The organism is Cupriavidus sp. SS-3 (assembly GCF_035818815.1).
GTDB lineage: Bacteria > Pseudomonadota > Gammaproteobacteria > Burkholderiales > Burkholderiaceae > Cupriavidus > Cupriavidus taiwanensis_C.
Map to the genome: position 1 here is coordinate 200,164 of NZ_JAYLVT010000004.1, position 18,354 is coordinate 218,517.

The following is an 18,354-nucleotide window of genomic DNA, read 5'->3' on the forward strand; positions in this document are numbered from 1 at the left end:
GGCCTATATTTCAATAGTCATTTTCCGCCGCGCCGCGGTCCACGCCCGAAGCCGTGCCGCGATGTGACGATAATGAAATCCGCTCACCCCGGAGGTGGATTATGAGCGCCGTGCCCGAGCCTCAGGTGGCCGACAGCACTACGCCCCCCGGCAAACGCCCCGCCACGTCGACGCGGCACGTCTGGACCCGCTATTGGGTGATTGCCAAACCCTACTGGGTCTCGCAGGAGCGATGGAAGGCCGGCGGCCTGCTGCTGGTGCTGATCCTGCTGCTGCTGGGCCAGACCCAGGCCGAGGTGCTGATCAACGAGCAGACCGGCGAATTCACCTCGGCGCTGGCGGCGCGCGACGCCGAGCGCTTCTGGGCCTCGATCCGCACCTGCCTGTACATCCTGATCGTCGCCATTCCCGTCTACGCGGTCTATTACTACATTCGCAACACGCTGGGCCTGCACTGGCGGCGCTGGATGACCCACCATTACCTGGACGGATATTTCAAGAACCGCATTTTCTACAAGCTCAATGCGGATGCCGGCATCGACAATCCCGACCAGCGCATTTCCGAGGACATCAACACCTTTACGCGGCAGTCGCTGTTCTTCCTGTCGATCGGCATCGGCGCGCTGCTGCAGCTGATTGCGTTCAGCGCGGTGCTGTGGATGATCTCCAGGGAGCTGGTCTATTTCCTGGTGGTGTACGCGGTTGCCGGCACCTTTGTCTCGATCGCCTGTTTCGGGCGGGTGCTGATCGGCCTGAATTTTTACCAGCTCAAGCGCGAGGCCGACTTCCGCTTCAGCCTGATCCGCGTGCGCGAGAACGCCGAATCGATTGCCTTCTATCGCGGCGAGCCGCAGGAGTCATCCCATGTGCGCGGGCGCTTCGGCAAGGCGTTCCAGAATTTCGAGCGGCTGATCCGGTGGCAGCTGGGGCTGAACATGTTCCAGTATGGCTATGGCTTCCTGACCATCCTGCTGCCCAGCGCGATCGTGGCCTCGCGCGTGCTGGACGGCGAGCTCGAGGTCGGCAGCGCGATCCGCGCCGCGGGCGCCTTCGCCGCCGTGCTGAACGCGCTGACGGTGATCGTCGACAACTTTGAAGACCTGAGCCGGTTCGTGGCCGGGCTCGACCGCCTGGACACGTTCTCCAGCACCCTGACCGGGAAAAAGACTACCGCGCCGCGGGCTGCCTCCACCATCGAGTCCCGCCAGGACTCGCGGCTCGCGCTGGAACATGTCACGCTGCAGACGCCCAACCAGGAGCGCACACTGGTCACCGACCTGAGCGTGTCGATCAATCCCGGCGAGGGACTGCTGATCGTCGGCGCCAGCGGCGGCGGCAAGAGTTCGCTGATGCGCGCGATCGCGGGGCTGTGGAACAGCGGCACCGGCCGCATCGTGCGGCCAGCGCCGCAGGACATGCTGTTCCTGCCACAGCATCCGTACATGGTGGTCGGCAGCCTGCGCAGCCAGCTGCTCTATCCCAACCATGTCGGCCGGCAGGTCGCAGACGACGAGCTGCTGCAATTGCTGGATACCGTCAACCTGCGCGACATTGCCGGCCGCTTCGGCGGGCTCGACACGGAAGTGGACTGGAGCAAGGTGCTGTCGCTGGGCGAGCAGCAGCGCCTGACCATCGCGCGCGTGCTGCTGGCGAGGCCGCGCTATGTGATGCTGGACGAGGCCACCAGCGCCCTCGACATCAGCAACGAAGAGGCCTTGTACCAGTTGCTGGGCGGCTTGCAGGCGACGCTGGTCAGCGTCAGCCACCGGCCCACGCTGCTGAAGTACCACCACCAGGTGCTGGAGCTGCCGGGCGACGGCAGCTGGCGCCTGCATCCGGCAAAGGAGTACCGATTCGGCTGGTAACGGACACCGCGGCGGCAGCGGCTGCACGCGCCCGGATGCGTTGCGCTATGCTGAACAGGTCCCCATCCGCAGTGCTTACCGGAGACCCACCATGCGCCATCGCCTGTCCGTCTGGCTGGCCGCCACCGCGGCGACCCTGCTGTGTGCCTGCGCAACGCTGCAGCCCGTGCAGACCGCGCAGAAAATGATCGGCAGCCCGCAGAGCGCCGTGCGCGATACCTTCGGCGCGCCTTCCGAAACCTACCCGCTCGCCAACGGCACCAGCCGCTGGATCTATTCCAAGCAGCCGCTGGGCTTCGAAGTGTATGCCGCCGACTTCGACGCCGGCGGCAAGCTGACCAGCTTCCGCCAGATGCTGACCGAGAAGGAAATCTACGCCGCCCGCCCGGGCGTGTGGACCAAGCAGGACGTGGCCGAGCACTTCGGCCTGCCGCGCGAGCCGGTCGAGTACTACCCGATGATGAAACGCGAGGCGTGGTCGTACCGGCTCTACGCCGGCGCGTTCCAGCCGGCGCACTTCAGCGCGTACTTCGACGAGCGCGGGGTGCTGGACCGCACCATGATCATCGTCGATGCGATCGGCGGGGATGCGCGCGATGGCAGCAAGTGAGCGGGCCGGCAACAGGCCGCCATGCCATGCCGGCCCTATCCCGGGTCGGCGCGCCTGGCCGGATCCGGCATCATTGGCGCGCCCGGCTTGCGCAGCATCTTCTCGACCTCGCCTGCATGCAGCTCCTCGAGCTGGATCAACTGCCGCGCATACTCCTCCAGCGCAACGGAGCGGCCCTCGACCAGGCCGAGCAGTTCTCGGTACAACGCCAGCGCCTCCTGCTCCGTGGCGAGCGACTCGCGCAGGATCGCGCCGATATCCTGGGTGTGGGCGTCCAGCAGCTCGCCGATGCCGAGCGAGGGATAAGCGCCAAGAGTGGTGATCCATTCGCCGGCCTGCTGCGCATGCAGCAGCGACTCGTTGGCCTGCTCGCGCAGCCACGACACGATCGGGATGCGCCCGAAGCCGAAGATCAGGAACGAATAGTGCGTGTAGCGCACCACACCGGCGAGCTCGGCCTCGAGGATCCGGTTGAGGACGCCGACAACCTTGTCCTGTTCGATGTCCGCCATGGCAGCACCTCCCTGTGGGTGAAGTCCAGCCGCAGGCCCGCAGCGCGCGCCTGCGCCCTGCTCCCGCGCCTTCAGCGGTAGACCAGCACGGGGACCCGGCAGTGGGTCAGCACCTTCTGCGTTTCACTGCCGACCAGCAAGGCATCCAGGCCTCTGCGGCCGTGCGACGCCATGAAGATCACATCACACTCGTGCCTTGCCGCGGCGTCGATGATGCCCTTGTAGGGAACGGTTGCCGTCATGTCGGTGGCGCAGGGTACGCCCGCCGCCCTGGCGGCGGCAACCACCTCTTCCAGCCGCGCCCTGGCCCGTTCGGCTTCCTGCTCTTCGAAGGCCTTGCGCCTGGGATGGCCGGCGTCGCCCGATGCCAGGTAGGGATACTCCTCCATGCAGGTATAGGCAGTCAGCCTGGCGCCATCGGCCTTGACAAAGCCGATCGCCGCTTCCATCGCCATCCTTGAAAGTTCCGAGCCATCGGTGGCCAGCAAGATGTGCTTGAACACGATTCCCTCCCAATGCGTTGGTTCGCGGCGGAGGTGAGGCGCTCCGCCGGCCAAGCTTCAGTATGGACAAGAATCCGGCCTGCGGCGGAACGCAGCGATAGCCGGCGGCCGACGCCGGGCCGGCGCGCTTGCGACATGGGAAGCATGGACGGAAGCGGGCCAGGACCCTTGCCGGGATCCTGGCACCGTCTTCCTTACTGCATGTGCTGCCCGCCGTTGATGGCGATATTGGAGCCGGTCACATAGGCCGCGTCCTCGGAGCACAGGTAGGCGATCAGTGCGGCCACTTCCTCCGGCTTGCCGACGCGGCCCACCGGGATCTGCGGCAGGATCTTGGTCTCCATGATCTCCCTGGGCACGGCGTTGACCATCCTGGTGGCCAGGTAGCCCGGCGAGACCGTGTTGACGGTCACGCCCTTGCGCGCCACTTCCAGCGCCAGCGACTTGGTGAAGCCGTGCATGCCGGCCTTGGCCGCGGCATAGTTGGTCTGGCCGAACGCGCCCTTGGAGCCGTTCACCGACGAGATATTGATGATGCGGCCCCAGCCGCGCTCGACCATGCCCTCGCACAGCGGCTTGGTGAGATTGAACACCGAATCGAGATTGGTCCGCATCACCGCATCCCAGTTCGGCTTGTCCATCTTCTTGAACGCCATGTCGCGCGTAATGCCGGCATTGTTCACCAGGATGTCGACCTGGCCGACGTCGGCCAGGATGCGCGCGGCGCAGGCCTGGCAGGCGTCATAGTCGGATACGTCGACCTCATAGGCGCGCATCTCGCGGCCGCTGGCCGCCATCGAGGCCAGCCACTCCCCGGCGTTGGCATTGCCGGGCGAGTGCGTCACCACCACGGCATGGCCGGCGTCGTGCAGCCGGATGCTGATGGCTTCGCCGAGTCCACCCATGCCACCTGTTACCAATGCGATTCTCTTCGTCATGCTGATTGCGTCGTTCGTGAGTTGAAAGACCCCTGCCTTGCAGGAGGGGACATTCCCCCGGTAGTCCCCGAGCAAGTTCCCGCTACCGTCGCGCAGGCAAAGCGCGGCCATGCCGGGCCGGACCGTGCCGGTCCCGGTGCGCATGGATGAGGCGGGAAGATATGGTGTCGCAGTGCCACGGGCCCGGGAACGCGGGGTTCCCGGGCCTGCATGCCTGCGATCTGTGTGCAGCGCGCGCTCCGGCCTGGCCGTGCCAGCGCTGTGTTCGCGGTGCTGTTACGCCTTGGCGGCGCGCGGCGTAGCGTTCGCGGCCGTGGCCGACGCGGCCGCGGCGGTCTTGGCAAAGTTGGCCTTGGCGACTTCGGCGGTCTGCTTGGCGGCGTCCTGGAACGACTGGTAGGTATTGCTGGCCGCGGCGACGCCCGACTGCAGCAGCGCGGTCAGCGCCTCCGAACCGGCCGGCGCATTCTTGACGAAGGTGTCGACGAAAGCCTGGACGTTGCGGTTGTGCTGTTCGTACTGGGCTTCGACCGCCTTGCTCAGCTGCGCCTGGGTATTCGAGGCGATTTCATACACGTGGCGCGCATACGCCACCGCCTTCTCGGCAGCCGGCTGGGCCTGGTTGCCCTGGGCCGCGAACACTTCGCGCAAGTCCTTGCCGGCCAGCACCGCTTCGACGTTTTCCTGGCCTTCGGCGAGCGTGGTCCTGAGGGTCTGCAGGTTCAGCTCGGTCAGCTTCTGGAAACCTTCAAATGCCGTGTTCGTCAGCGCGAACAAATGGCTCACGTTGGACTTCTGCGCCGCAGCAAATTGTTCGGGCGTAAAAGGTGACATGCAGATCTCCTGTGGGTGGATCGGGACGGAATGGCGCGCCGGCGCTGGCACTTGGTCGTCGACAAGTCGTCCCGACCGTGCCGCGCCACCAATCTTGCAGCGCACCATGAAACCCGCATCCTAGAGTGTTTACTTCAATTCAGGCCCTAGGGATAAACCCAAAAAGTATTGAAGTCAGGACAAGAAAGGTGCAGCCTCCGGCGCTTAAGTTACAAGTACTTACGCTGTATTGCTGCACTGCATGACAGATGTAAGGCGGGCTTAATGCGACGGCCGAGCGCGGCGAAGCAAAAAAAAACCGCAGCCTGAAGCTGCGGTTTTCCTGACTGCAAGTGCCGGCTTGCTCAGACTTCTTCGTACAGCGGCAGCGTCAGGAACTCGGCAAAGTCCTCCGACGTCGACATCTGCTCGAAAATCTCGGCGGCGCGGTCATAGGTGCTGGTGTCGCCACCAACCAGTTCCTTGACCTTGGCCAGCTCTTCCGGGATCAGCTTGCGCACCAACTCGGCCGTGACCTTGGTGCCGTCTTCCAGCTTGCCCTTGGGCGAGCGGATCCACTGCCACACCTGCGAGCGCGAGATCTCGGCGGTGGCGGCGTCTTCCATCAGGTTGTGGATCGGCACGCAGCCGTTGCCGGCCAGCCAGGCGCCCAGGTAGTGGATGCCGACGTTGATGTTCATGCGCAGGCCGTGCTCGGTGATCGGCGTTTCCGGCTGGAAGTTCAGCAGGTCGGCACCCTTCACCTGCACGTCCGGACGCTGCTTCTCGAACTGGTTCGGCTTGTCGCCCAGCACCGCCACGAATTCCTTCATGGCCGGCTCGACCAGGCCCGGGTGCGCCACCCAGCCGCCGTCGTAGCCGTCGGTGGCATCGCGGCGCTTGTCGCTGATGATGCCTTCCATGGCGATGGCGTTCTTCTCCGGATCGTTCTTGATCGGGATCAGCGCGCTCATGCCGCCGATGGCGGGGGCGCCGCGCGAGTGGCAGGTCTTGAGCAGCAGCAGCGCATACGAGCGCATGAACGGCGCGGTCATGGTGACCTTGGCGCGGTCGGCCAGGCAGAAGTCCTTGTCGTTCTTGAACTTCTTGATGCACGAGAAGATGTAGTCCCAGCGGCCGGCGTTCAGGCCCGCGCTGTGCTCGCGCAGCTCATACAGGATCTCTTCCATCTCGAACGCGGCGAGGATGGTCTCGATCAGCACGGTGGCCTTGATGGTGCCCTGCGGCAGGCCGATTTCGTTCTGCGCCATCACGAAGATGTCGTTCCACAGGCGCGCTTCCAGATGGCTTTCCATCTTCGGCAGGTAGAAGAACGGGCCGGCGCCGCGGGCGATCTGTTCCTTGGCGTTGTGGAACAGGAACAGCGCGAAGTCGAAGATGCCGCCCGAGACGCGCTTGCCGTCGATGGTGACGTGCTTCTCGTCCAGGTGCCAGCCGCGCGGACGTACCTGCAGCGTGGCGATCTTGTCGTTCAGCTTGTACTGCTTGCCCTTGGATTCCAGGGTCAGCGTGCGGCGCACGGCGGCCTTCAGGTTGACCTGGCCCTGCAGCTGGTTGTGCCAGTTCGGGGTGTTGGAATCCTCGAAGTCGGTCATGTAGCTGTCAGCGCCCGAGTTGAAGGCGTTGATCACCATCTTGGCTTCGACCGGGCCGGTGATTTCCACGCGGCGGCATTCCAGCGCCTGGGGCACCGGGGCAACCTTCCAGTCGCCTTCGCGGATGCTCTTGGTTTCCGGCAGGAAGTCGGGCACCTCGCCGGCGTCCAGGCGCTTGGCGCGCGCGACGCGCGCGGCCAGCAGTTCCTGACGGCGCGGCTCGAAGGCGCGGTGCAGCTTGTCTACCAGGGCCAGGGCTTCCGGCGTGAGGATATCTTCGTAGGCCGGCAGGATTTCGCCGGTAATCTTCATGCCCGCGGGCAGCGTGATAGCCATCTGTGTTCTCCTGTTAAACGATAGCGATAGCTTTGGTTGTTGGGCGCCCTGCTATGCCGCCACGCCACGGGCGCGGACGAATTCGAGCAGGTCGTTCATGTCGTGCCCGGTGCCGGCGGGGGCGACATCGAGCCGCTCCGCCGGATGGCCGGCACGGTTGATCCAGAAAGTGGTGTAGCCGTACCAGGTGGCGCCGCAGGCGTCCCAGCCGTTGGAAGAGACGAACAGCATCTCCTGCGCCTCCAGGCCGAAGGCCAGCGGCCCCAGCGCATAGGCGGCCGGCGCGGTCTTGTACTGGCGCACCGCATCGACCGACAGCACGTGGTCGAACAGTCCGTGCATGCCGGCGCTCTTGACCGAGATGTCGAGCATCTCCGCGTTGCCGTTGGACAGGATGCCCAGCGGCAGCCCCGCCTTGCGCAGGCGCTTCAGTGCACCCAGGTTTTCCGGGAACGCCGACAGGCACGCGTATTCCTTCAGCAGTTGCGCCTCGGCGGCTTCGTCCAGCGGCAGACCCAGGCGCTCGGCGGCGTAGCGCAGCGCGTCCACGGTGATGGCCCAGAACGGCTTGTAGTGCGCGCCGTCGGCAGCGGCCATGGTGCGGATGCGGGTGTAGTCGATCTGGCGGTCGCGCCACAGCAGCGCCAGCGCTTCGCCGCGGCCCGGGAACAGCTGCTCCGCGCGCGCGGTGACGGAATACACGTCGAACAGCGTGCCATAAGCATCGAAGACGACGGCGCGGATCTTGTTCATGGGAGCCTGGACAACTGCAACGGTACGGGGCAACTGCGTAGAGCGGCGGCCAGACCACAGCTGCGTGGCTCTGTACACCATTGAATGCATCGAATTGTAGGGAGACGCTGCAGTGCGGCAAAGTGGCCGCCGGTCACTTGATCTTTTACTTTTACACAACTAATCTTGGCTGACTAAAACAAAACTCCGCACCAAATCCTCTTCACTGGTGACCAAAGGCCCGCCTTGGCACCCTATGCGTGGCCAGCGCGGCACCCCGCGGGACCTTCCGTGCAACTCAGGCGAAACATTCGTGGACCATTTCAAACAACTGGAGACCTTTGTATCCGTCGCCTCGCGCGGCAGCCTGTCCGCCGCCGCCGCGGCCGAGGGCGTGGCGCCCGCGATCATCGGCCGGCGCATCGATGCCCTGGAAGAGCGGCTGGGCGTCAAGCTGCTGGTGCGGACCACGCGCAAGATCAGCCTGACCTTCGAGGGCTCGGCCTTCCTGGAGGATTGCCAGCGCATCCTGAACGACCTGCACAACGCCGAAGCCAGCGTCTCGGCCGGCGGCGTCAAGGCCAGCGGCCACCTGCGCGTGACCGCACCTGCAGGTTATGGGCGCAAGCACGTGGCGCCGCTGGTGCCGCTGTTTATCGAGTCGCACCCGGACGTGTCGATCACGCTGGACCTGTCCGACCGCGTGGTCGACCTGGTCAACGAAGGCTTCGACTGCGCCATCCGCCTGGGCGACCTGCCCGATTCCAGCCTGGTGTCGATCCGGCTGGCCGAAACCCGCCGCGTGGTGGTGGCCGCGCCGGAATACCTGGCGCGCGCCGGGCGCCCGAACGCGCCGGAGGACCTGCAGCGCCATAACTGCCTGGCCTTCGGCACCAGCGCCAACATGCAGCGCGGCTGGGTGTTCCAGGAAGAAGGCCGCGCCGTGACCGTGAAGGTGGGCGGCACCATGGAATGCAGCGATGGCGCGGTGCTGCACGAGTGGTGCCTGCAAGGCAACGGGCTGGCCTGGCGCTCGTGGTGGGAAGTCGGCAGCGAGATTGCCAGCGGACGGCTGGTGACGGTGCTGGACGAGTTCCAGGCGCCGCCGATCGGCATCCATGCGGTGTTTCCGCAGCGCAAGCACCTGCCGCTGCGGGTGCGGCTGTTTATCGACCACCTTAAGAACACCTACGGCAATCCGTCCTACTGGCGGCGGGCCGAGCAGGCCGCGGCGCTCCCCGTGGCGGAAGTGCTGGCGGACTGACCCCGCGGCAGGCCGCGGGCGTGCCGAGGATCCATCCGGACGCCATTGACATTACGCAATGACCTTCTCGGCACACTGACTACAATGGATTCAAGACGGGCGTTGCCCGGCGCCGCGGCCCTGCCGCGAACCGGCGGGCCGCCGCCCTGCCCCGACCCTAGTCAGCAAAGGAGCCCCGCATGTTCCAACATATCCTGCTTCCCACCGACGGCTCGGAACTCTCCAAGAAAGCCATCAACGGCGGACTGGAGCTCGCCAAGGCCATCGGCGCGCGCGTCACGGCCTATGTCTGCCTGGAGGAATACCCGTACACGCCGTTCAGCGAAATCGTGGTCGAGGCCCCGCAGGCGTTCAAGGACCGCATCGAGAACCAGGCCAAGCTGTATCTGAAAGAGGTCGAGAACCTGGCCACTGCGGCCGGCGTGACCTTCGACGCGGACATGTCGACCTTTGCCGTGCCCTACCTCGGCATCATCGACGCTGCGGAGCGCCACGGCTGCGACGTCATCTTCATGGCCTCGCATGGCCGGCGCGGGCTGTCGGGCCTGCTGCTCGGCAGCGAGACGCAGAAGGTCCTGACGCATACCGACATTCCGGTGATCGTCTACCGCTGAACCAAGGCGCAGCGCGCCAAAGCAAAACCGCCCGCACCGGCATGACCGGTGCGGGCGGTTTTTTGCTTGCGCGGGCGACTTACGAAGCCTTGCTGATGCGCTGCTCGATATGCTTGGCGCGGTCTTCCGAGCCCGGGTGCGACGAGAACATGCTGGACTTGCCGCCGTCGAGCTTGGCCAGTTTCTGGAACGCCGTGACCAGGCCCTTGGTGCTGGCCTTGTTCTTGGTCAGCAGGTCGAAGGAATAGTCGTCGGCCGCGGTTTCCTGCGACTGCGAGAACTGTGCGTTGATCAGCTTCTCGCCCAGTTCGCCCAGCTGCGATTGCGACAGCGCCGCCACCGCGCCATTGCCGGCCGACGCCGCCGCGCCGCGCGCCGCGGTGGCGGTATAGGCCACCTGCATGGCCTTCTTGGTGTGGCCCAGCGCCACGTGGCCCAGTTCGTGGCCCAGCACGCCGCGCACCTCGTCGTCGGTCATCATGTCCATCAGGCCGCTGTAGACGCGCACGCAGCCATTGGCCATGGCCCAGGCGTTGACGTCCTTGGTCAGGTAGACCTTGGCATTGACGTTGGGCACGTCGCTGTTCTTCAGCCCGCTCATGATCTTGACCAGGCGCTTGTTGTAGGTGCTGTTGGCAGCGGCGATCTTGTTGGTCTTGTCCGATTCGGCGCAGGCCTGGTCCGACAGGCTCTTGACGTCGGCGTCCGACAGCGTGGCCGCCTTGGCCAGCGAGGTGCCGGCGCTCAGCATGCCGTCGACATTGGTGGGCATGCCACCGGAACAGCCGGCCAGCAGTGCCGCCGCGACGGCGCAGGCAGCGAGCGAGAGAGTTGCTTTCATGATGTTGTTCTGGGTGAAGTGGCTCGGAGAGTGCCGATAAAGGCTCCGGCACTTTAAGCCATCTGTCCGCGCCAGGGAATCACCCAAATGCTGCAAGCCGCCAGAAATGACAATTTGTTGCATTTGGACAATCTCTCAGATCGAAGTCCGTAAACAATGCGACGGCCCAGGCGCGTTTTGGGGCAGCCGGTCGCTCAATGCTGAGTGGCGCAATCGCACCGCAACAAACCTTTACAAATCCGTCCGTGAAATCCCGGACCGGTGCCCTAGCCTGTTCCCATGCTTTCGAGGGAGATGGCCATGCCTTCGTCAAGAGACACATTCAAATTGCGTCGACCTGGGCGTCGCACGATGAACTGGCACGACGTCGCCCTGATCGCGATTGGATGGGTTGGCCTGTGTCTCGGCGTGGGGTGGACCCTCTCCAAGGCCGCTGGCACCTTCGAGTGAATCGCCGGTACGCGCTCGCGCGCCCAGGCTATGTACGGCGGTCGCATTGGGAATAAAAAAATCGCGCCGTCCCTGAGAGAGAACGGCGCGTCGCCTAAAAGAGAGAGCGTGATGGTCGCACGCCCCCCCGATCCCGCCGGACCCACGAGCCGGCGGGAGTGACCAGGAGAGTCAGGCCACTTTCTTGTCTTCGAAGAACTGCTCGTCTTCGGTCGAACCCTTCAGCGCGGTCGTCGACGACTGGCCGCCTTCGATGGTCTGGGTCACGGCGTCGAAGTACCCGGTGCCGACTTCGCGCTGGTGCTTGACCGCGGTGAAGCCCTTCTCGGCGGCCTTGAACTCGGCTTCCTGCAGTTCGACAAACGCGCTCATCTGGTTGCGGGCATAGCCGTAGGCCAGGTTGAACATCGAATAGTTGAGCGAGTGGAAGCCGGCCAGCGTGATGAACTGGAACTTGTAGCCCATCGCGCCCAGTTCGCGCTGGAACCTGGCGATGGTGGCGTCGTCCAGGTTCTTCTTCCAGTTGAACGACGGCGAGCAGTTGTAGGCCAGCATCTTGCCCGGGAAGCGGGCGTGCACGGCCTCGGCAAACTTCTTGGCGAATTCGAGGTCCGGCTTGCCGGTTTCGCACCACACCAGGTCGGCCACCTCGGCGTAGGCCAGCGCGCGCGAGATCGACTGTTCCAGGCCGTTGCGGACGCGGTAGAAGCCTTCGACGGTGCGCTCGCCGGTGCAGAACGGCTTGTCGTTGTCGTCGATGTCCGAGGTCAGCAGGTCGGCGGCCTCGGCGTCGGTGCGGGCGATCACCAGCGTCGGCACGCCGGACACGTCGGCGGCCAGGCGGGCGGCGGTCAGCTTGGCGACGGCTTCGCGGGTCGGCACCAGCACCTTGCCGCCCATATGGCCGCACTTCTTCACCGAGGCAAGCTGGTCCTCGAAGTGCACGCCGGCGGCGCCGGCCTCGATCATGGACTTCATCAGTTCAAAGGCGTTCAGCACGCCGCCGAAGCCCGCTTCCGCGTCGGCAACGATGGGGGCGAAGAAGTCGGTGTCGCCCGTACCTTCGCTCCACTGGATCTGGTCGGCACGCTGGAAGGTGTTGTTGATGCGCTTGACCACCTGCGGCACCGAGTTGGCCGGGTACAGCGACTGGTCGGGGTACATCTCGCCAGCCAGGTTGGCGTCGCCGGCGACCTGCCAGCCCGACAGGTAGATCGCCTTCAGGCCCGCCTTGACCTGCTGCATGGCCTGGTTGCCGGTCAGGGCGCCGAGCGAGTTGACGAACGGCTCGGTATGCAGCAGGTGCCACAGCTTTTCGGCACCACGACGCGCCAGGGTGTGCTCGACCTGAACCGAACCACGCAGGCGCACCACGTCTTCGGCGGTGAAATTACGCTTGATGCCCTTCCAGCGCGGATTGGTGTCCCAGTCTTTTTGCAGGGCCTGGATCTGCTCTTGGCGGTTCATGGTCGCTCTCCTGAACGTGATTGGGAATGGCTGAGGATCTCGTGCTCGCCTGACTCGGGCTGCGTCGCGTCGCCGCTGCGTTGACCGCTGTTTTAGCGCCCGATGTCCTGTGTCTTATATAAGAGTGTAGAGAACGCTACCGCGTTGCAACAACCCCCATCCCAGCGCGCTACCAAGATTTATTTTTCTTTGAAATCATTGGCTTGCAGAAAATATTTCACGATGCGGGACAGAATCTTCCATCATGAGAAATGGCGTTGTGCCACGCAAACGGGGATTTTTGCGGTCCAAAACCTTTTTCCACATCGTGAAAAATCGGCGGATGTGGCGCAAGCTGCTAGTGGACGCGGCTCGTCTGCAGCGCCCTGGGCGCCGGCGCGCCGTCGATATGTTCGCCCGGGCCGCCGGTTTGCCGGGCGCATCGGCGCCCCCGCGTAAACCCCGATGAAACAGTCGGCACTTTGACAGTTTGCTGACAGCCTTCCCCACCTAGAATCCGCCCCTTGTTGATTGGGGCTGCCGCGATGTCGAAATCATCCGGCAGCGAAACGCTCACTTCACGAAAGGACAGCCAATGCAAGACCGTGCACGCGAACAGATTTCCGCCACGCTGATTCCCGGCGATGGGATCGGCCCCGAAGTGGTGGACGCAACCGTCAGGGTGCTGGATGCACTTGGCGCTCCCTTTGCCTGGGATGTCCGGCACGCGGGCATGGCTGGCATCGACTACTGCGGCGATCCCATGCCGGAAGAGACGCTGGACAGCATCCGCCGCACCGGCCTCGCCCTGAAGGGCCCGCTGACCACGCCGGTGGGAGGCGGCTTCCGCTCGGTCAATGTGCGCCTGCGCGAGACTTTCAATCTCTATGCCAATGTGCGCCCGGTGCGCACGCTGGTGCCGGGCCGCTTCGAGGATATCGACCTGGTGCTGGTGCGCGAGAACGTAGGCGGCTTCTATGTGGCGCACGACTATTACATCCCGGTCGGCGACGACCCGCATGCGGTGGCGGTGTCCACCGGCACCAACACGCGCGAGGCCTGCCGGCGCATTGCCCGCTTCGCCTTCGAGTACGCCGTCAGGAACGGCCGCAAGAAGATCACGGTGGTCCACAAGGCCAACATTCTGAAAGCGCTCACCGGCATCTTCCTTGACGCGGCACGTGAGGTGGCGAAGGACTACGCCGGCCGCGTGGATCTCGACGACATCATTGTCGACGCCTGCGCCATGCAACTGGTGCTCAACCCGTGGCGCTTCGACATGCTGCTCTGTACCAACCTGTTCGGCGACATCCTGTCGGACCAGATCGCCGGGCTCGTGGGCGGGCTTGGCATGGCACCGGGCGCCAACATCGGCGACCAGGCCGCCATCTTCGAGGCGGTGCACGGGTCGGCGCCCGACATCGCCGGCAAGGGCATTGCCAATCCGATCTCGCTGATGCTCGCCGCCGGCCTGATGCTCGACCATGTGGGCCGCCAGGACCTCGCCACGCGGCTGCGCGCGGCGATCGCGCAGACCCTCAACCAGGACCAGGTGAAGACCCGCGACCTGCAGGGCACGGCCTCCACGCTGCAGTTTGCCGACGCGGTAACGCAACGCCTCGTTTGCGCCAGCTGAATCGCGCCACGCCAGACAACCGCCACGCAGCGCCCCGCAAAGCCTGCCCGGCAATGAGATATTGAAGAAAGATGTTGACCCTGCTCGCCTACTCCATGGTGATCGTGTTCATGGCACTGATCATGACCAAGCGGCTCTCGGCGATGGTGGCGCTGATCCTTGTTCCCATTGCGTTCGGCGCGATCGGCGGCTTCGGCCCGGATCTGGGACCGATGATGCTGGATGGCGTCAAGAAGCTGGCGCCGACCGGCGTGATGCTGATGTTCGCGATCCTGTATTTCGGCCTGATGATCGATGCCGGCCTGTTCGACCCGGTAGTGCGCGTCATCCTCAAGCTGGTGGGCGGCGACCCGGTCAAGATCGTCGCCGGCACCTTCGTGCTGGCCGCGCTGGTATCGCTGGACGGCGACGGCTCGACCACCTATATGATCACCTGCGCCGCCATGCTTCCGCTCTACAAGCGGCTGGGCATCAGCAGGCTGGTGCTGGCCTGCGTGATCATGATGGCGGGCGGGCTGATGAACATCCTGCCCTGGGGCGGCCCGACCGCGCGCGCCGCAAGCGCGCTGGGCGTGGATGTGGGGTCGCTCTTCGTGCCGATGATCCTGCCGATGGTCGTCACCGGCATGTGGGGCCTGTTCGTGGCTTTCCTGCTTGGCCGGCGCGAACGCAACCGGCTCGGCCACATCGCGCTGATGACCGCCGGGGTGGGCGAATCCGGCCATGGCGCCGCGGAGGTTGCCACCGGCGATCCGCAGATCGCCAGGCCCCGGCTGCTGTGGTTCAACCTGGCGCTGACGCTCGGCCTGATGGCAATGCTGATCCTCGGCATATTTCCGCTGCCTGCGCTGTTCATCGTGGCGTGCGCCATCGCTCTGATGGTCAACTACCCGAGCCTGCATGAACAGAAGGAGCGGATCGGCGCGCATGCGGCCAATGTCGTACCGGTCGTATCGCTGATTTTTGCCGCCGGCATCTTCGTCGGCATCCTGTCGGGCACCAAAATGGTCGACGCGATCGCCAACAGCGTCATCAGCGCCGTGCCCGACTGGATGGGCCCCTACATGGCGCTCGTCACGGGCGTGCTGAGCGTACCGTTCACGTTCTTTATTTCCAACGACGCGTTCTACTTCGGCATTCTGCCGATCCTGGCCAAGGCCGCCGCCGTCTACGGCATCAGCGCCGCCGAGATCGGACGCGCCTCGCTCATTGGCCAGCAGGTTCACCTGCTGAGCCCGCTGGTCGCGTCGACGTACCTGCTGGTCGGCCTGGCTGAAGTCGAGTTCGGCGACCACCAGCGCTATACCCTGCTATGGGCGCTGTCAGCGGCGCTGGTCATGATGCTGGCCACCGTTTTCCTTGGCGTGATCCCCATCGTTGGCCAGTCTGCGTGACAGAGATCCCGGCCATTCCCTGCACTCCGGCAAGGAATGGCTCGGATCACGCAGCGGCGTGATCGCGGGCGCGGCGATAGGCCACCCAGTCGCCGCTGTCGATGCGCGGCAGCGTGGCCGCCGCGGCTTCAGCCACCGGATACAGCAGGCAGGCGACAGGCTGGCCGTTGTGCTGCACCGCCTGTTCCTCGCGCACGAACAGCGTGGCCTGGCCCGGATAGACCTCCTCGATCTCGTCCAGCACCGGCAACAGGGCGTCGGCAATCTCGTAGATATCGCCGACCACCGGCCCGCCGCCGGGGTCCAGCACCAGGCCGGGATAAGTGCCGAAGTCATAAAGCCTGCCGGCCACCGTACCCGTGCCCAGCAGCGTGGGCGCGGCAATGCCGTGGCGCAGGGCTGCGGCGTTCAGGTCGTTGACCTCGCCGGCGCGCAGCGTGCCATAGACGAAGACGCGCGGCATGCTCAGCGCTCCAGCGCTTCGTCGGCGACCAGGATCCCGTCGACATCGACATAGATCCAGTTGCCCGGGCGCACCACCGCGCCCGGCATCTGCACCGTGACCTCGCTCTCGCCCACGTTGCGCTTCTGGCTCTTCTGCGGATGCGCGGCCAGCGCGCGGATGCCGATGTCGCACACGTCGAGCTCGGCGGTATCGCGGATGCAGCCGTTGACGACGATGCCGACCCAGCCGTTCTTCTCGGCCAGCAAGCCCAGGTTGCCACCCACCAGCGCGCAGCGCAACGAGCCACCGCCGTCGACCACCAGCACGCGCCCGCGGCCCGGCGACTCCAGCGTGGCGCGCACCAGCGAGTTGTCTTCGAACACCTTGAGCGTCGCGGCCGGACCGGCAAACGCCGGCTGCTTGCCGAAGGCACGGAACACCGGCGCCATCACGCGCAGCGTGCCGTCGGCAAGGCGGTCTTCATGCGCGTCGCACAGGTCGGTGGTGACGGGCTTCATCTCGGGTCTCCTGGTCGGTAAGAAAAAATACTGTCTGGCCGCGCAGCGTCATGGCTTCTGGCTGGCCAGCGCCTGCGCCCGGATCGCGCTCAGCGTGGTGCGCGGCGTGATCACGTCCGGGTCCACCTGGATTTCGATCAGCGTCGACACCGGCGCGGCCAGCGCCTCGCGCAATGCCGGCGCAAACGCCCCGGTGGTGGTCACGGTAACGCCGCGTGCCCCATAGGCGCGCGCCAGCGCGGCAAAATCGGGATTGAGCAGCTCGGTGCCGGACACATGGGTGGGGTATTCGCGTTCCTGGTGCATGCGGATGGTGCCGTACATGCCGTTGTTGACGACGATGATGATGACCGGGGCGCCGTATTGCATCGACGTAGCAAGTTCCTGGCCATTCATCAGGAAGCAGCCGTCGCCCGCCAGTGCCACCACCGTGCGCTGCGGGAAAGCGATCTTGGCGCCAACCGCGGCCGGCACGCCATAGCCCATCGCGCCGCTGGTCGGCGCCAGCTGGCCGCGTCCGCCGCTGGTAAACGGGCGATAGTGGAAATAGCGGTGCAGCCAGCCGGCATAGTTGCCGGCGCCGTTGGTCACCACCGCGTCGGCCGGCAGCAACTGGTCCAGCGTGCGGATGACCTCGGCCATGTCGACGCCCTGCGCCGTGAACGGCGGCGGCTGCAGGTAGCGTTCGTAATCGGCGTGCGCGGCTTCGGTCCAGTCTTGCCAGCGCGGCGCGGCCAGCGGCTGCAGGCCTGCCAGGTGCGCGGCGATGGCCGGCATCGAGGCCTGGATCATCAAATCGGCCTGGTAGACGCTGCCCAGCTCTTCCGCGCCGGCATGGACATGGACCAGCGTCTGCGCCGGCCGCGGCGCCTCGATCAGCGCGTAGCCGCCGGTGGTCATCTCGCCCAGCCGCGGGCCGATCGCGAGCACCAGGTCAGCGTTGCGGATACGCTCGGCCAGCGCGGGATTGATGCCGATGCCGACATCGCCGGCGTAGTTGGGATGGCGATTGTCGAACAGGTCCTGGCCGCGGAAGGCGCAACCCACCGGCAGCGCGAAGCGCTCGGCAAAGGCCTGCAGGTCGGCGCACGCCTGCGGCGTCCAGCCGCTGCCGCCGGCCAGCACGAACGGGCGCTCGGCGGCGTGAAGCATTTCCGTCAATCGCGCCAGCTCGGCCTCGCCGGGCCAGGCCATGACGCGCTGGTAGGCCTGCAGCTGCGGCACCGCGGCGGTTTGCGCCAGCATGTCTTCGGGCAGCGCCAGCACCACCGGGCCGGGACGGCCCGAAGTCGCGGTCTGGTAGGCGCGCGCGATGTATTCGGGAATGCGCTCGACCCGGTCGATCTGCGCCACCCACTTGGCCATCTGGCCGAACATGCGGCGGTAGTCGATTTCCTGGAAGGCCTCGCGGTCCATGAAGTCTGTACCGACCTGGCCGATGAACAGGATCATCGGGGTCGAGTCCTGGAACGCCGTATGCACGCCGATGCTGGCATTGGTGGCACCCGGCCCGCGCGTGCAGAAGGCAAGCCCGGGGCGGCCGGTCAGCTTGCCGTAGGCCTCGGCCATCACCGCGGCCCCGCCCTCCTGCCGGCAGACGATGAAGCGCAGCTGGTCACGGCGGCGGTGGAAGCCGTCGAGCACCGCAAGGTAGCTCTCGCCCGGCACGCCGAAGGCCAGTTCGGCCCCGTGCGCCAGCAGCGCATCGACGAGGATATGGCCGCCCGGCAGCGGCGCGCCGCGATCGGTGTCTTCAGGCTGGGTGGCGTTGGCCGGCGTCATTGGCATGGAAACGTTCCTCAGGCAAGCGGATTCGGAAAG

Annotated in this window: 17 protein-coding genes; 6 read left to right on the forward strand and 11 right to left on the reverse strand. The window is 65.6% G+C overall.

Annotated elements, in window-relative coordinates; translation table 11 throughout:
- Positions 1-101 precede the first annotated feature (101 nt).
- Together U9J39_RS08725 and U9J39_RS08730 are read left to right on the forward strand one after the other, a co-directional pair.
- Positions 102-1,865, forward strand: a complete 1,764-nt coding sequence (locus U9J39_RS08725; protein ID WP_116312691.1) for an ABC transporter ATP-binding protein/permease — start codon at positions 102-104, stop codon at positions 1,863-1,865.
- A 91-nt stretch (positions 1,866-1,956) separates the two neighbouring features.
- Positions 1,957-2,475: a hypothetical protein gene (locus U9J39_RS08730; RefSeq protein ID WP_115709807.1), complete on the forward strand. Its 519-nt coding sequence runs from the start codon at positions 1,957-1,959 to the stop codon at positions 2,473-2,475.
- 35 nt (positions 2,476-2,510) lie between these two features.
- Here U9J39_RS08730 and U9J39_RS08735 read toward each other — a convergent pair whose 3' ends face one another.
- From U9J39_RS08735 to U9J39_RS08760, 6 genes are all read right to left on the reverse strand, one after another.
- On the reverse strand, positions 2,511-2,987 hold the full coding sequence (locus tag U9J39_RS08735; RefSeq protein WP_115680425.1) for a ferritin-like domain-containing protein: 477 nt from the start codon (positions 2,985-2,987) through the stop codon (positions 2,511-2,513).
- 71 nt (positions 2,988-3,058) lie between these two features.
- Entirely contained in the window at positions 3,059-3,490 is a 432-nt protein-coding gene (locus U9J39_RS08740; RefSeq protein WP_115709809.1) for a universal stress protein, read from the reverse strand.
- Positions 3,491-3,684: 194 nt separating this feature from the next.
- Complete coding sequence (gene phbB, locus U9J39_RS08745) at positions 3,685-4,428, reverse strand: acetoacetyl-CoA reductase (RefSeq protein ID WP_115709811.1); 744 nt, start codon at positions 4,426-4,428, stop codon at positions 3,685-3,687.
- A gap of 276 nt (positions 4,429-4,704) precedes the next feature.
- Complete coding sequence (phaP3, locus tag U9J39_RS08750; protein WP_115709813.1) at positions 4,705-5,262, reverse strand: TIGR01841 family phasin PhaP3; 558 nt, start codon at positions 5,260-5,262, stop codon at positions 4,705-4,707.
- Positions 5,263-5,606: 344 nt separating this feature from the next.
- Positions 5,607-7,193, reverse strand: a complete 1,587-nt coding sequence (aceB, locus tag U9J39_RS08755) for a malate synthase A (protein WP_115709815.1) — start codon at positions 7,191-7,193, stop codon at positions 5,607-5,609.
- Between the two features lie 51 nt (positions 7,194-7,244).
- The gene (locus U9J39_RS08760; RefSeq protein WP_115709816.1) at positions 7,245-7,946 is read right to left on the reverse strand and encodes a haloacid dehalogenase type II; all 702 of its coding nucleotides are present in this window, start codon (positions 7,944-7,946) and stop codon (positions 7,245-7,247) included.
- Positions 7,947-8,238: 292 nt separating this feature from the next.
- Between U9J39_RS08760 and U9J39_RS08765 the strand changes: the two genes are divergently transcribed.
- Both U9J39_RS08765 and U9J39_RS08770 read left to right on the forward strand, forming a co-directional pair.
- Complete coding sequence (locus U9J39_RS08765; RefSeq protein ID WP_115709818.1) at positions 8,239-9,189, forward strand: LysR family transcriptional regulator; 951 nt, start codon at positions 8,239-8,241, stop codon at positions 9,187-9,189.
- Between the two features lie 179 nt (positions 9,190-9,368).
- Complete coding sequence (locus U9J39_RS08770) at positions 9,369-9,803, forward strand: universal stress protein (RefSeq protein WP_012353026.1); 435 nt, start codon at positions 9,369-9,371, stop codon at positions 9,801-9,803.
- 79 nt (positions 9,804-9,882) lie between these two features.
- Here the strand turns inward: U9J39_RS08770 and U9J39_RS08775 are convergent, their stop codons facing one another.
- Entirely contained in the window at positions 9,883-10,644 is a 762-nt protein-coding gene (locus U9J39_RS08775) for a M48 family metalloprotease (RefSeq protein WP_326346927.1), read from the reverse strand.
- Between the two features lie 621 nt (positions 10,645-11,265).
- Positions 11,266-12,561: an isocitrate lyase gene (aceA, locus tag U9J39_RS08780; protein ID WP_115680433.1), complete on the reverse strand. Its 1,296-nt coding sequence runs from the start codon at positions 12,559-12,561 to the stop codon at positions 11,266-11,268.
- A gap of 574 nt (positions 12,562-13,135) precedes the next feature.
- Between aceA and U9J39_RS08785 the strand changes: the two genes are divergently transcribed.
- Both U9J39_RS08785 and U9J39_RS08790 read left to right on the forward strand, forming a co-directional pair.
- A complete protein-coding gene (locus U9J39_RS08785; protein ID WP_116312692.1) occupies positions 13,136-14,176 on the forward strand; it encodes an isocitrate/isopropylmalate dehydrogenase family protein in 1,041 nt (346 codons plus the stop codon).
- Positions 14,177-14,247: 71 nt separating this feature from the next.
- Positions 14,248-15,570 (forward strand): CitMHS family transporter, encoded by a 1,323-nt coding sequence (locus U9J39_RS08790; protein WP_326346928.1) that lies wholly within the window; start codon positions 14,248-14,250, stop codon positions 15,568-15,570.
- A 46-nt stretch (positions 15,571-15,616) separates the two neighbouring features.
- Here U9J39_RS08790 and U9J39_RS08795 read toward each other — a convergent pair whose 3' ends face one another.
- Genes U9J39_RS08795 through U9J39_RS08805 form a run of 3 tightly spaced genes read right to left on the reverse strand, consistent with a single transcriptional unit; the run spans position 15,617 to position 18,321 of the window.
- Positions 15,617-16,033: a gamma-glutamylcyclotransferase family protein gene (locus tag U9J39_RS08795; RefSeq protein WP_326346929.1), complete on the reverse strand. Its 417-nt coding sequence runs from the start codon at positions 16,031-16,033 to the stop codon at positions 15,617-15,619.
- Positions 16,034-16,035: 2 nt separating this feature from the next.
- Positions 16,036-16,533, reverse strand: a complete 498-nt coding sequence (rraA, locus tag U9J39_RS08800) for a ribonuclease E activity regulator RraA (protein ID WP_115709826.1) — start codon at positions 16,531-16,533, stop codon at positions 16,036-16,038.
- Positions 16,534-16,581: 48 nt separating this feature from the next.
- Positions 16,582-18,321 (reverse strand): thiamine pyrophosphate-binding protein, encoded by a 1,740-nt coding sequence (locus U9J39_RS08805; protein WP_442784893.1) that lies wholly within the window; start codon positions 18,319-18,321, stop codon positions 16,582-16,584.
- Positions 18,322-18,354 lie beyond the last annotated feature (33 nt).